The 14,175-nt window shown below is 70.3% G+C and carries 9 protein-coding genes; all 9 read right to left on the bottom strand.

Going from position 1 to position 14,175, the window contains the following annotated elements:
- Window positions 1-76: 76 nt before the first annotated feature.
- Complete coding sequence (locus tag BVIR_RS15365) at window positions 77-1,018, bottom strand: class I SAM-dependent methyltransferase (protein ID WP_055038425.1); 942 nt, start codon at window positions 1,016-1,018, stop codon at window positions 77-79.
- Complete coding sequence (locus tag BVIR_RS15360) at window positions 1,015-2,118, bottom strand: hypothetical protein (RefSeq protein WP_055038424.1); 1,104 nt, start codon at window positions 2,116-2,118, stop codon at window positions 1,015-1,017. Before BVIR_RS15360 ends, BVIR_RS15365 begins: the two co-directional genes overlap by 4 nt.
- Window positions 2,119-2,328: 210 nt before the next feature.
- Window positions 2,329-4,851 (bottom strand): HAD family hydrolase, encoded by a 2,523-nt coding sequence (locus BVIR_RS15355; RefSeq protein ID WP_055038423.1) that lies wholly within the window; start codon window positions 4,849-4,851, stop codon window positions 2,329-2,331.
- A 123-nt stretch (window positions 4,852-4,974) separates the two neighbouring features.
- On the bottom strand, window positions 4,975-7,044 hold the full coding sequence (locus BVIR_RS15350) for a M3 family metallopeptidase (RefSeq protein ID WP_082417236.1): 2,070 nt from the start codon (window positions 7,042-7,044) through the stop codon (window positions 4,975-4,977).
- Window positions 7,045-7,476: 432 nt separating this feature from the next.
- Window positions 7,477-8,721 carry a hypothetical protein gene (locus tag BVIR_RS15345; RefSeq protein ID WP_055038421.1) on the bottom strand — a complete coding sequence of 415 codons (1,245 nt, stop codon included), beginning with the start codon at window positions 8,719-8,721 and terminating at the stop codon, window positions 7,477-7,479.
- A gap of 150 nt (window positions 8,722-8,871) precedes the next feature.
- Window positions 8,872-10,725 (bottom strand): AsmA family protein, encoded by a 1,854-nt coding sequence (locus BVIR_RS15340; protein WP_055038420.1) that lies wholly within the window; start codon window positions 10,723-10,725, stop codon window positions 8,872-8,874.
- Window positions 10,726-10,974: 249 nt separating this feature from the next.
- Window positions 10,975-11,835, bottom strand: a complete 861-nt coding sequence (gene fabI, locus BVIR_RS15335; RefSeq protein ID WP_055038419.1) for an enoyl-ACP reductase FabI — start codon at window positions 11,833-11,835, stop codon at window positions 10,975-10,977.
- A gap of 325 nt (window positions 11,836-12,160) precedes the next feature.
- Entirely contained in the window at window positions 12,161-13,381 is a 1,221-nt protein-coding gene (fabB, locus tag BVIR_RS15330) for a beta-ketoacyl-ACP synthase I (RefSeq protein ID WP_055038418.1), read from the bottom strand.
- Between the two features lie 58 nt (window positions 13,382-13,439).
- On the bottom strand, window positions 13,440-14,021 hold the full coding sequence (fabA, locus tag BVIR_RS15325; RefSeq protein WP_055038417.1) for a 3-hydroxyacyl-[acyl-carrier-protein] dehydratase FabA: 582 nt from the start codon (window positions 14,019-14,021) through the stop codon (window positions 13,440-13,442).
- Window positions 14,022-14,175: the final 154 nt, after the last annotated feature.

Below are 14,175 nucleotides of genomic sequence, written 5' to 3'. Positions count from 1 at the left end.
CCGCCGGACATCCCTCGCCAACACCGGATGTTCGGCGGCGACATCACCGACCTCCGGCCGGCAAGGCCGGAGGTGTTCAGGCGCGGCAGGCCACCACCACCGCAAACTGACTGTCGGGCTTGACCGCGGTGAGCGCCATCTGCTGCGGCGGCACGTAGCCGTTGAGCCGGCGGTTCTTCAGCGCATAGACCACCTGGCCGCGGATCGCGGCGATCCGGCGCTTGCAGATCCGTGCCAGCTTCTCCTCCATTTCGGAAATCGTGAAATGGCGGGTGTGGTAGCGGAACAGGTCGGCATTGATATCGAACGGCAGCGTGGTCTCGATCGGGAACGACAGCAGGATCGGCCCGCGCACCGCCGCATCCACCGTGGCGAGGTAGCCGTCGCAATCCTCAACGTGCTCGATCGATTCGAAGCACACCGCAAAATCGAGCGCCCGCTCGGTCAACGCGAACGGAAAATAGGCCTGGCGGAACACCACGCGGTGGCCGCCATAGGCGGTCTCGGCCAGCGTCACCGCGTCGGCCGAGCCGTCGACGCCGACCATGCGGCAGCCGGCGAGGTCGGCGAGGATGCGCGAGCCGTAGCCATTGCCGCAGAACAGGTCGATGCCGGTGGTGCGGTGTGCCGGCGCCAGTGCATCGCGCAGCCACAGCGCGGCGAACTCGTAGCGGCTGCGGTGATCCTCGCGGATCTCGCCGAGATTGGGCGAGGTCTGCCGCTCGCCGCTGCCCAGCGAAAAATCGCGCTGGGCCGGCGGCTCGGTGAGGTCGCGGACGAAGAGATCGCCGAGCGCGGCGCGCGGGCCGGGCGCGGCCGGGGCGATCGCCAACGCGCGCCACAGGTCGGCCTCGGCGTCGGCGACCCGCTCCTGCGCCGCCTTGGCGACCGCGCGCAGCATCAGGCCCTCGCTGTCGAGTGGTGCGGCCTCAAGCGTGCGGTCGAGGGCGGCAACGGCCGCCGCGAAGTCCCCGGCCTCAATCGATTGCAGGACCGGCTGCCACCTGGATTCGCTCATGCCACGACCTTGTCGATCGACGAAAAACCCCAATCGGCGTTGAGCGCCCGCCGCAGCCGGTTCGGCCGCACCGCTGCCAGCACCGCCGCCGGGCCCGCGCCGCGAACCGCGCTCCAGAACGCCGGATTGCACCAGGCGCCATCCTGCGGCAGCGCATCGCCAAACCCGCCGTCGGCCGGCGCGGTATCGCCGAAGCGATAGAGCGGCGGCGCCAGCCACAGCGCCGCCTTGCCGAAATACTCCGCCTCCACCAGACCGCTCGAATTGAGCGCGCACACCACGTCGATCTCGGGCTGGGCAATGAGGTGGTAGAAATTGGCGTTGGTCCACTGCACCGCCTGCAGCCGGCGCAGGGTGATGCCGGTGTCGGACTGGGCCGGGTCATAGGGATGCGGCTTGAACAGCACCATCGAGGAATCGGCGCAGAGTTCGAGCAGCCGGCCCGCATGGTCGGCGAGGCTGCGGTTCCTGCCGGTCGCGGTGTCGATGGCGGCGCGGTCATCGCCGACCTGGCCGAGCACCAGCGCGGCACCGGGCCGCAGCGGCAGCGGTGGCCGCATCCACGCCGCCTTGCTGCGGATCAGGCCGGCCTGCAGCGCGATCGCCTCGCGCGCCACCGCGTGCTGCGCCAGCAGCGCGTGGATATCGGCCCGGTTGGTGCGCAATGCGAACACCACGTCGTCGAGGAAGCGCACCGGGTGCAGGATGACGTCGACCACCGCAATGCCGGCGCGGCTCAGGATGCGCAGCAGATGGTCGGGGATCTCGTAGCCGACCACCAGGTCGGCGTCGAACAGATCGAGAAGCTCGCGCTCGATGGCGTCCGGCAGCATCGGCCGGCGCAGCAGCTCCACCCAACCGGCGCGGTCCAGCGGCAGGCCGAGCGCGTCATAGATCGCCGGCATGTCGACGTTGCCGTGGCTGCGGCGAAGCGCCGGATCCCACGACACCGTGGCGACGTCCCAGCCGGCGAGGCGGGCGGCAGTGCCGGCGATGCCGTCGAGCCAGCGCACATTCTTCCAGGTCGCGCTCTCCCACCGCTGGCCGAGCCGGAACGGCCGGAAGATGTCGCCGGTCACAATCAGTTTCGACGCCGCCACGGGCCTTCCTTTCGCCAGTGATAGGGTTTCCGGACGATCCCGTCGTGACCCCGGACACCACCTCGCCGCACAATCCTGGATCGGAACCGGATTGTTCGGCGACCGGACTGCGAAACGCCGGCCGATCAGCCGGATTTCGGATGAACGAGCGACCATCGCCGCGGCGACGTCGTCGGAAATCGCCCTCGAGCGGGCGTCCCGGCCGCGCGATCAGCCGGGCCGAAGCGCCAGCGGCGGGGCCGGGTCGGCCGCCGCGGCGGGCAGCCCGAGCGCCAGCGGCGCGAGCGGGGCGCTGGCGGCATCCTCGGCCAGCGCCAGCACCCGGTTGCCGCCGAGCGGCGTCACCAGCACGGTGATCACGCCAACGCGCTGGCTCAGCTGCGGCAGCAGAATCGTGAGCTTGCCGTTCGCGGTGGCCTGGAAATAGCCCGACACCAGCTCCAGCTCGGCGCCGGACAGGCGCTCATCGCACAGCCGCATGACGTCGAAGCTCTCCATGGCGTCACGAACGGAGGCGCCCTGCTGCATGGTGACACCGCGCAACAGCCCCTGGGTCGCCAGCCGGCCGACCGTCACCGCGACCCGCTGCAGCCCGAGCTCGGCGGTGAAGGGAATGTGGATGCGGATGTCGCCGTGGCCGGTGCGCAGGCACGGCGTCTCGGTCGGCACCGTGCGCTGGCGGCCGATCAGCGTCACCTCGACCTTGCCGCAGGGCACGTCGGCGAACACGTCGGTGGGCAGGCTGCCGACGCCGAACAGGGTGTAGATGAAGCCCTGGCTCGGCGACAGCGCGGTGAAGCTGCCGGCCGGCCACACCGGCGGCGCCGACATCCGGCACGCCTCCGACACCGACTTGGCCAGCGTGACGCTGGCGGCGTGGGCCGGGTCGGCCAGCCGCACCACGGTGCGCGAGCCAAGATTGACGTCATGGCCGGCGGTGCCGAGCAGCAGCAGCTCGTCATCGGTCGGCAGCAGCAGCAGGCGGCCGAGCATCGCCACCGCCGCCGCCGCCAGCGCCGCCTGATCGGTGAACGGGTCGAAGCCGGTTTCCAGCCGTTGCTTCAGCTGGCGGACGAAATGCAGCGCGCCGGTCTGCACCGCGTTGGACAGCTCGACCTGGGCGGGGTCGCGATGGTCGGGCTCGCGCACCGCCTCGCCGTCGCGGTAGCTCCGCACGCTGCCGGCCTGGGCACAGCACAGCTGCTCCAGCACCGCGACGTTGGACAGCAGCATGCGCTTGACGTGGGGCGAAACCACCAGGTCGGAAATCAGCGCCTCCGCATGGTCGGCGCCGAGATCGTCGACCTCCTCGTCGCGGGTCAGGAGATAGAGGCCGTGCAGCCGCGGCCCCGGCCCGGCGAGCGTGAGGGCGCGACGGATCCCCTTCTGCACCGAGGCGCTGTAGCCAAGATCGACCAGCACCAGGTCGGTGCAGGTGTCGTAGTCGGGAATCGCCCGGCGCAAATGCTGGGTCAGGCCGCGACGCATCGCGCCGGCAAGCTGTTCGACCGCCGGCCGCCCGAGCAGAGCGGGCAAATTCGTGCCGAGGACCTGGCCGGGTACGATGCCGCCCGGCGCCTTGCGAAAGAACGTCTTCAGCGCCGGCGAATCGACGCCGAGTATTTCGACGGTGGTGGCGTGGTCGATGTCATCGACCGGCTCGAACAGCGGCTCGAAGCCGCCGTCGCCGTCGACGCCGGCCAGGATCGCCGAGCGCCGGTTGACCTCGATATAGCCGGCCGGGCGCTGACGGAGCTCCGACCAGAGCCGGCAGGGCAGGTAGCCGTCGCGGGCGACGAACGCCACCGCGACCTTGCGGCCGGGCTCGCGTTCCAGCTTAGCGACGCGATCGGCGACGAAGCGGTCGAACGCGGCCATCACCGGGCCGACCACGGTGACGCCCAGCGCGGTGCCGTCGGTCGGGTGGGTGAGATCGCGGGCGACCACCCGCCGCAGCGTGCGCAGCCCGCCGTCGAGGCGCGAGCCGGTCATGGCCGCGGTGGCGAGCAGCGACACCGTGGTTTCTTCGCGCTGGAGCACGCCGGCGAAATAGTTCGAGGCCTGGGGATGAAAGCGGGTGTCGATGCCGAGCCGGCGCGGCGCGGCGATATCGGCCACCGGATTGTCGCCGATATGGGTTAGGCGGCTGGGCGCCAGTCTCTCCTTGGCCACAATGACCTCGAACAGCCGGGCACTCTTGGCGGTGGCGTGGTCGCAGGAGGTGTAGAGGAAATCCCACATCAGGCCGGGGCGGACATGGCGCAGCAGGCGGCCGAGCCGCTCGCCCGACCAATAGGTGTCGGACACAAAGCCGGTGCGCCGGCCAGCGGCGCGAGCCTGGTCATAGAGCCGGGCGATGTCGGTGTCGGCGAAGCACAGGTCGAGTTCGGCGCGGAACTCCGCCTCGGCGAGGTCCTCCACGCTCACCCCGCCGAGCCCGAACAGCCGGCGCGGAAAGCGGTGGTAGATCTGCTCGATGGTGACCTCGCCGCCGTGACCGCCGGCGAGGTCCTTTTTGCGGGCATTCGATTCCGCAAGGCGGCGGTGCTGAACGAAGGCCTCGACCACGCCGGGACGGCTGACATCGACGCCGGCGAGGCGGCAGGCGCGTTCGAACACGCCGTCCGGCGTGGTGCAGCGCCGCAGCACAAAGGTGTCGAAAACGTCGAATGAAACGGCCTCGCCGGACGAACCGGCGTCGCGCGCCGGTCCCCGCGCAGTCTCGTCCCGCATGAATCGCCCCAGGTTTGTCTCAAATTGAACGCCTGCGGTGGCGAATTCAGGCGCGCAAACGCCCCGCCGGCCCATTTCGGCGAGGGGACGACCAAGCTTCGGCCGGCTCGGCCGGAGTCCGTATCAGACCGAGGGACGCTCCAGGCCGCGTTTCTTGAGCAGCGCCGCGGTGGTCGGCAGCCGGCCGCGAAACCGGGTGTAGGCCTCGGCCGGGTCACGGCGGTTGCCGGCGGCATAGACGAAGCGCTCCAGCCGCGCCGCCGTCGCCGGATCGAACACGTTGCCGCTCTCTTCGAACGCGGCGAAGGCGTCGGCGTCCAGCACCTCGCTCCACAGGTAGCTGTAATAGCCGGCCGAATAGCCATCGCCGGTGAAGACGTGGGTGAAGTGCGGCGTGCGGTGCCGCATCGTGATCTCGGCCGGCATGCCGATGCGGGCAAGCTCGGCCGCCTCGAATGCCAAGGGGTCGAGTCCGGCGGTGTCGGTCAGCTCGTGCAGGGCGAGGTCGACCAAGGCGGAGGCGACGTATTCCACCGTCGAGAAACCCTGGTTGAAGGTGCGCGAGGCCTTGATGCGCTCGATCATCGCCGCCGGCATCGGCGCATCGGTGGCAACGTGGCGGGCGAACGCCGACAGCACCTCCGGCTGCGACAGCCAGTGCTCAAACAGCTGCGAGGGCAGCTCGACGAAGTCGGTGGCGACGTCGGTGCCGGCGAGACTGGCATAGATGACGTCCGACAACAGGCCGTGCAAGGCGTGGCCGAACTCGTGGAACAGGGTGCGGGCGTCGTCGAACGAGAGCAGCGCCGGCTCGCCCTTGGCGAAGTTCATCACGTTGACGATGATCGGCCGAACATCGCCGGCCAGTTTTTGCTGGGTGCGGAAGCTCGACATCCAGGCGCCCGAGCGCTTGGACGGCCGGCCGTAATAATCGCCCAGGAACAGTCCGACGTGGCGGCCGTCCTTGGTGACCTCCCACGCCCTGACGTCGGGGTGATAGACCGGCGCCTCGGCGCGCTCGGCGAAGGTAAGGCCGAACAGGCGGGAGGCGGTGTCGAACGCGGCGGCGATCACGCGGTCGAGCGCCAGATAGGGCTTGGTCGCCGCCTCATCGAGGTCGAAGCGGGCCTTGCGCAGCTTCTCGGCGTAATGCCGCCAGTCCCACGCCGCTATGGTGCCGTTGAAGCCCTCGGCTTCGGCGAGCCTTTGCAGATCGTCGCGCTCGCGCTGGGCGCGGGCCTTGGCCGGTGCCCACACCTCCTCCAGCAGCGCGCGCACCGCTTGCGGCGTCCTGGCCATGGTGTCGTCGAGCTTGAAGGCGGCGAAGGTGGGGTAGCCGAGCAGGCGGGCGCGCTCGAGCCGCAGCGCCACCATCTCGGCGATCAGGGCGCGGTTGTCGGTGGCACCGCCCGATTGGCCACGGTGGGTCCACGCCTCGAAGGCGAGGCGGCGCAGGTCGCGGCGGGCCGAGAAGGTGAGGAACGGCTCGATCGAGGAGCGCTGCAGCGTGATCAAGGCCGCGCCGGGCCGGCCACGCTCCTCGCCAGCGCGCAGCGCCGCCTCGATCACGAACTCCGGCAGGCCGGCGCGGTCGTCCTCCGTCTTCAGCTCCAGCGTCCACGACGCCTCGTCGGCCAACACGTTCTGGGCAAACCAGGTGCCCAAGGTCGCCAACCGCTCGACGATGGCGTTCATCCGCGCCTTGGCCTCAGGCGCGAGGCGGGCGCCGGCACGGATGAAGGCAAGGCGGGTGCGCTGCAACAGGCGCTTCGCCTCGGCATCGAGGCGGTCCCGGTCCGCCTCCAGCGCGTCGATGCGCGCAAACAGCCGGGCGTCGGTGAAGATCGCGGCGTGGTGGGCGGCGAGCCTGGGCGCGATGTCGCGCTCGATCGCCTGCAGCGCGTCGCTGGTGTCGGCGGCAGCGAGGTTGAAGAACACGTTGGCGACGCGATCGAGCTGGCGGCCGCTGTTCTCCAGGCCGAGCAGCGTGGTCTCGAACCGCGGCGGGGCCGTATCCTCGACCAGCGCCGCGATCTCGGCGCGGTGCGCGGCGAGCGCGGCGTCGAACGCCGGCAGGAAATGCTCCGGGCGGATCTCGGCGAACGGCGGCAGGCCGAACGGCGTGGTCCAGTCGGCAACAAGGGGATTGGCGGCGGGCGAGGGGTCGGACAATGCGGTCTCCATCACGGTCATGATGGAGAGTTGGGCGCCGAGGCCGCCGCCGGCAAGCCCGCGCCGCCGAAATGCGCGACTGCGGCCAGTTGCGCGAGCTTGCAGCCACCGCCGATGCGACGGCGCCGAGCGGCCAGCGTTGGGTGTTCGAGCCCTTCCACTTTTGCGGAAAGGCTCCAGGGCGAACGCTCCAGATACGCGAATGGCCGGGACGAACCCGGCCAAACGAGGAGAACCCCAAAACTGAGAACGGCCACGGCTAAGACGAGTGCGCGTACATCCGGCGTCACCCGGCTCTAGCGTGGCCGTACGGTCAACGTCGCAAGTGTTTGCGCCGCCGACGAACGGAATATGGAGCGCCAATACGTCACCTGCAAGACCGCGAGATGTCGTTTTGACGACAGCGAGGCGGAATCGGCGCGATTTCGTCTCGGCCCAGGCGCGGGTGAGCCCTTATGGCGCACAGGTGCAGCTGGCGTCATGGGCGGCGAGGATGCCGTCGAGCGTGGCGGCGAACGCCCGCGACACCCGGCTGGCGCCGGCCTCGGCCACCGTCAGCCACGCCTCGACCTCGATAGCCGACAACGCCGCGGCCGCCGCCGGATCCGGTCGGCTGTCGGGCGACAGCGCCGCCCGCGCCGCGGCCAGCGTCGCAAGCGGCGAGGCCGCCTCGGGCGCATCCGCCGCCACCAGCCCGGCGTCGACGGCGGCACGGCGGGCGCGGGCGGCGAGATCGCCGGCGGCGTCGCCCTCGGCCACGCGCGCCTTGGCGGCCTGGGTGCGAATCAGCGCCAGCCGGTTCTCCACCGGGGTGAACGCCTTGCGATAGGCGTTCACCACCACGCTCGCCCCGGTGCACAGCGTCGGGACGGCGCGCTGGTTCATGTAGTGGTCAAGCTCCAGGATGATGCGCTCGGCGGTATAGTCCAGCGGACTGCGCGACAGCTCGGGATCGCCGCCGCGCCGGCCGGCGATGGCCGCCGCCAGCCGGGCCGGATCGCCCGCCGCGCCGCGGATGGCCTCGCGCGGCGGCAGGAAGCGCAGGCCCTGCGGCAGGGCGGGATCGCCCTTTCGCATCTCCGCCAGCGCCGCTCGCATCTCGGCCAGCGCTCCCGCCCGCACCTCGAGCAGCGCGGCGCGGTAGGCCCCCGGGCAGTCGCGGATGGTCCAGGCGAATTCCGTGGCCGCCGGCGGCTGGCCCTCGGCCCTGGCGTCGACCAGCGCGCGGCCGGCGGCGGCGACGCCGGCCGGAACCTCGGCCGACCGCACCGTCAGCGCCAGCGTGGTGCGCGCACCCGGCGCCAGCGTGGCAATCTCGGCCAGCGCCACCGTGCCGTCGAGCCGCCAGCCCGGGCCGGGCTCGATGCGGGCGCCCTCGACCCGAACCACCACCTTGACGCGGGCCTGCGGCGCGGTGCCGCGATTGGCGACGGCAATGCGCAGCGGGCGCGGCGCGCCGGGCACCATCGCCTTGTCCGGCGCCGGGCGGGCGCTGGTGACCTCGATCGCCAGCGGCGGCGCGGCCGGCGCGGCGGCCGGCTCAGGCGCCGTCAGATCGGCGGGCGGCGCGGTCGGCAGCGACGGCAGGCCGACGGCGCGGTCGATCAGCCGATCGACGTCGCGGTATTCGGGCGGCGCGGCGACGGCAGCCGAGGCGAAACCCGCAAACGCCGCAGCGAGCAAGAGACGGAACAGCATGGCAATGCACGAACCGGAAAGGGAATCGGGACCGCCGGGCGGCCGGGTCGGCCACGCAACGATTGCGCCGGCCGGCGCATTGGGCAAGCCCAAGTTTTAGGGACACGCCGCGGCGACGCAGCTTTTGCTGCCAGCTGCCGCTGGGGGACCTCAGGGCGTATCGGTGCCGGCCGGGGTGCCCGCAGCCGCACCGGCCGCGCCCGCGGCGGTTGCGGCGGTTGCGGTGGGCGCCGCCACCGGCTCGACCTGCTGCACCGCGCGCTCGAGGAGCGGCGCGGCGGCACCGGAGCGGCGAATCAGGCTCTCGGCGTCGGGCACCACCGAGGGGCTGTCCCACGGCCCGCGGATCACAAACGGCAGCTCGAAGCCGTTGCCGGTGGTCTTCACCAGCGCCGCCACCCCCTTGAGATCGAGCATGCGCTCGCCGATCGAGGCGGCGCCGACCACGGAGATGCGCACCAAGGGCCCTTCCATGACGACGTCCTCGCAGGTGGCGCGGCCATCGATCACCTGCAACTGCACCGCCAGCCGGTCGAACGCGGTGCGGCCGCCGCGCAAATCGCCGGTGCCCACCAGCGGCCGCTTCTCGATGCGGCGAAGAATCTGCTCGACATTGACCCCGGTCAGCGCGCCGGCGGTGGCATTGACCTTGACCTCGCCGGTCAGGCTGCGGGCGACCGCCGCGGCGCTGGCGCCGTGGCCCTCCAGGCCCATCACCATCACGCCGCGGCCTTCGAACCGGCGGGTCCCGAACACGTCCTGGCCGAAGCGGTCGAGGTCGACGTCGTGGGCGACGGCATCGACGCGCAGCTCGGCGCCGTCGGCCGCCTGCGTCAGCGCCAGCGTGCCGCGCAGCACGCCGGCGAACGCCTCGGCCTCGCCGAGCGTCAGCGACAGCCGGCCGCCGCGGACGACCACCGCGCCGGCAGTTCGTCCAAACGTAACCGATCCGATGGCGATGCTGCCGGCGGAGAGGCGGAGGTCAGCGTCGAGCGCGGTCAGGGCGGAAATGTCGAACCGCTCGCTGGCCCAGCGCCCCGCCTGCAGCACGGGCAGCTGGACGACGTAGGGATCGAGGTTCAGCACCGGCGCGGCCAGCGTGCCCTGGACGGTCGGTCGGCCGTTCTCGACCCGCACCGTCAGCCCGCCCTCGGCCCGGTTGCCGTCGAGCTCCAGGCTGGCGCGGCGCAGGGCGAACTGCCCGCCCGACACCGTGACGTGCCCGGCCAGGGAGAAGCGGCCAAGGCCGCCGCGCACCGCCGGCTCGAAATCGTACCAGGTCAGCGCGTTGCGCAGCGAGGTGCCGTCCACCGCCAGCGCGCCGTCGAGCTGAAGGTTGCGGCCAGCCAAAGCATGGCCGTTGAACGCCAGCTCCGCCGCCGCCGTCGTCAGCCGCAGCCGCAGCGGGGCGCGGGCGCCGCGGGCGAGCGCGACCGTGTCGCCGAGCGACAGTACCGCCTCGACCGCCTCGCCCCTGAGGCGGAAGGTGCCGGACAGCTTCAGCGTCGAGGAGTCCTGCACGACGTCGGCGGTCACCTCGTCGAGCTGTTCGATCGGGCCGTGGGGGCCGACGATGCTGACGCGGCCGTCGACGAGGCGGATGTCCGGGGTGTCGTCATCCCTGCCGGCGGATACCGCCATGCCGTCGGTGACGGTCAGCACCACCTGCGCGCGCTCCAGCTTGAGGTCGCCGATTTCGACCTTGCCGAACAGCAGCGGCAGCACGTTGAGCGTGGCGGTGACGGTCGGCGCCATCACCCTGGCCGGGCCGGTGTCGCCGAAGGCCACGTCCTCAAGCACCGCGACCGGGCGGGGCCAGGCCAGGATCTTGAGGTTGCCCACCGTAAAGGAGTTCGTGCCGTCCTTGCTGAGCGCCGCGAGCACCGCGTCGTGGACATCCTGGTTCGATACCACCATGCGCAGCCCGATCGCGCCGGCCAACAGCACGCCGGCGAACCCGACCAGCGCAAAGCCAAGACGTTTGGTGAAGGATCGGGCGCTCACGGAAAACCACGGCGGTGATGGAACGCACCCCCAGGTGCCGGGCTGGAACCTTGGCGAGCCTCTGTGACGCTTTCAAGGCCCCACGGCGGAGCGTTTATGGCCGGCATTCCGAAAGGTCATGCCGCGCCCGGCGACGGCTTGCGCCGAGCCGCGCCAAACGGCGGGGGCGCCGGGCCGACCGGACAAAACCCGGCCGTTGCGGCCGGGCCTGGGATCATACGGTTGCCGGCTCGGGCGGCCGGACGCGCATCATTCCGCGGCGGCGCCCTGGGCCTCGGCCGCCTCCTGCGCCTCGGCGGCTTCCTCGGCGGCGTCGACCGTCTTCAGCGCCTCGGGGTGCGGCATCGAGATGATGTTGTAGCCGGAGTCGACGAAGTGGATTTCGCCGGTGGTTCCGGTCGAAAGGTCCGACAGCAGGTAGAGCGCGGCGCCGCCGACCTCATCGATCGACACGGTGCGGCGCAGCGGGGCGTGGCGCTTTTGGTAGTTGAACATCAGCCGGGCGTCGGAGATGCCCGAGCCGGCCAGCGTGCGCACCGGGCCGGCCGATACGGCGTTGACGCGGATGCCGCGCGGGCCGAAATCGGCGGCGAGGTAGCGCACCGAGGCCTCCAGCGCCGCCTTGGCGACGCCCATCACGTTGTAATTGGGCATCACGCGGGTCGAGCCGCCATAGGTCAGGGTGACGATCGAGCCGCCGGCCGGCATCAGCTGGGCAGCGCGCCGGACGATCTCGGTGAACGAGAAGCACGAGATCACCATGGTGCGCACGAAGTTGTCGCGCGTGGTGTCGGCGTAGCGGCCCTTCAGCTCGCCCTTGTCGGAGAAGGCGATGGCGTGGACCAGGAAATCGAGGCTGCCCCAGGCCGCCGAGATTTCGCCGAACATCTGGTCGACGCTGGCGGCATCCTCGACATCGCACGGCACCACGAAGTCCGAGCCGACGCTGGCGGCCAGCGGCTTGACCCGCTTGCCGAGCGCCTCGCCCTGATAGGTGAAGGCGAGCTGAGCTCCGTGCGCGGCGAGGGTTTTGGCGATCCCCCAGGCGATGGAATGGTTGTTGGCCACGCCCATCACCAAACCGCGTTTGCCGTGCAGGAGCCCGTTCATGCCCACGATTCCCATGTGCTGTCCTTCCATCCCGCGCGGTCCAATGACCCGTGATGTCGCGCGCCTGCGACATCCGCGTGACGGATGGTTGGTTTGGCGGCCGTACCCACCGATTTTTCGGCGGCTATCGAACCCATAGCGGTTACACTCAGCCGCTCCGGACGGCATCAGCCGCCGCGCCGGAGCCCGAGACCCTTCGTCACATTGCCGGCAATCACCGGATCGTCCGGGCTTCAGATCGCGCCGAAACCGCGGGCATTGAAATTCAACTTTCGACGACCGCTGGCGCGATCACAATAGGACATACGGTCTGGCCGGCCTGCGGTCAGGCATCCAGTCGCTTCAGAATGACGCAGGAATTGGTTCCGCCGAAGCCGAAGCCGTTGGAGAGCACGCAGCCGAGCTGGGCATTGTCGATGCGCTTGCGCACGATCGGCATGTCGGCGAAGGCCGGATCGATCTCCTCGATATTGGCGCTCTCGCAGATGAAGCCGTTGTTCATCATCAAAAGTGAATAGATCGCCTCGTGGACGCCGGTGGCGCCCTGCGAGTGGCCGGTGAGCGACTTGGTCGCCGAGATCGGCGGACAGCCGTCGGCGCCGAACACCGCGCGGATCGCCTCCATCTCCTTGAGATCGCCGATCGGCGTCGAGGTGGCGTGCGGGTTGATGTAGTCGACCTTGCAGTTGATCTGGTCCATCGCCAGCCGCATCGCCCGCTCGGCGCCCTCGCCGGACGGCGCCACCATGTCGGCGCCATCGGAGGTTGCGGAGTAGCCGGCGACCTCGCCGTAGATGCGGGCGCCGCGCGCCTTGGCGTGCTCCAGCTCCTCCAGCACCAGCACGCCGGCGCCGCCGGCGATGACGAAGCCGTCGCGGTTGACGTCATAGGCGCGGGAGGCGACCTGCGGCCGGTCGTTGTACTTCGACGACATCGCACCCATGGCGTCGAACAGCACCGACAGCGTCCAGTCGAGATCCTCGCAGCCGCCGGCGAACATGATGTCCTGGTTGCCCCACTTGATCTGCTCGAAGGCGTTGCCGATGCAGATGTTGGTGGTCGCGCAGGCGGCCGAGATCGAGTAGCTCATGCCCTTGATCTTGAACCAGGTGGCGAGCGTGGCCGAGGCGGTCGACGACATCGCCTTGGGCACCGCGAACGGGCCGATCCGCTTCGGCCCCTTGGTGCGGGCGATGTCGGCGGCCTCGACGATGGTCTTGGTCGAGGTGCCGCCGGAGCCCATGATGATGCCGGTGCGCGCGTTGGAGACCTCGTTCTCCTCGAGCCCGGCGTCGCGGATCGCCTGGTCCATCGCGACGTGGTTCCAGGCGGTGCCGCCGCCGTGGAAGCGCATGGCGCGGCGGTCGACCACATCCTCGGCGTTCAGGGTGGGGGCGCCGTGGACCTGCGAGCGGAAACCGAGCTTGGCGTAGTCGTCGGCGAACACCACGCCGGACTTCGCCTCGCGCAGCGAGGCGGTAACCTCCTGCACATTGTTGCCGATCGAGGACACGATCCCCATTCCGGTGACGACGACCCGTCTCATTGGAGCCTCTTAAAGCGCTCATGGAGCGGCGCCGGGGGCGTCGCCGCCGCCAGTGGGATCAAACAGCCTGCGGAGCGGACTCGCCGGCCCGGAACAACCCGACCTTCAAATCCTTGGCGCGATAGATCACGGTGCCGTCCGCCGCCAGCCAGCCGTCGGCGATGCCGAGCACCAGCTTGGTGCGCATGACCCGCTTGAAATCGACGCCGTACACCACCTTCTTCACGGTCGGCAGCACTTGGCCGGCGAACTTCAGCTCGCCCAGCCCGAGCGCGCGGCCCTGCCCCGGCGAGCCCAGCCAGCCGAGGAAGAACCCGACCATCTGCCACAGCGCGTCGAGGCCGAGGCAGCCCGGCATCACCGGATCGCCCTTGAAGTGGCAGGGAAAGAACCACAGGTCCGGCTTCACATCGAGCTCGGCGCGAACCATGCCCTTGCCGTACTCGCCGCCATGCTCGGAGATCTCGACGATACGGTCGAACATCAGCATCGGCGGCAACGGCAGCTGCGCATTGCCGGGTCCAAACAAATCCCCACGCCCGCAGGCGATCAGATCTTCGTAGTCGTAGCTCGACTGCCGCACCGTCGACGATTCCTGCAACGCGTTACCCCCGGTTTCTTCCGCAGACTTTGCTGCCATCGGTCGCTCCCAGACGCGCTCTCCTAACACACGAAAATGCCGCCATCCAAGCCGTCAAACGACGCGAAAGGCGTTATGCGTCCGCAAACTGGTCTCATTCGTGAAAGCGCTTGTTGCAAGCTAGTTGCAAGATGCCCTCGTCATCCCTATGATG

The organism is Blastochloris viridis, assembly GCF_001402875.1.
Taxonomy (GTDB): Bacteria; Pseudomonadota; Alphaproteobacteria; order Rhizobiales; family Xanthobacteraceae; genus Blastochloris; species Blastochloris viridis.
The sequence above is the reverse complement of the archived record's forward strand: the minus strand, read 5'-3'. Positions and strand labels throughout refer to the sequence as shown.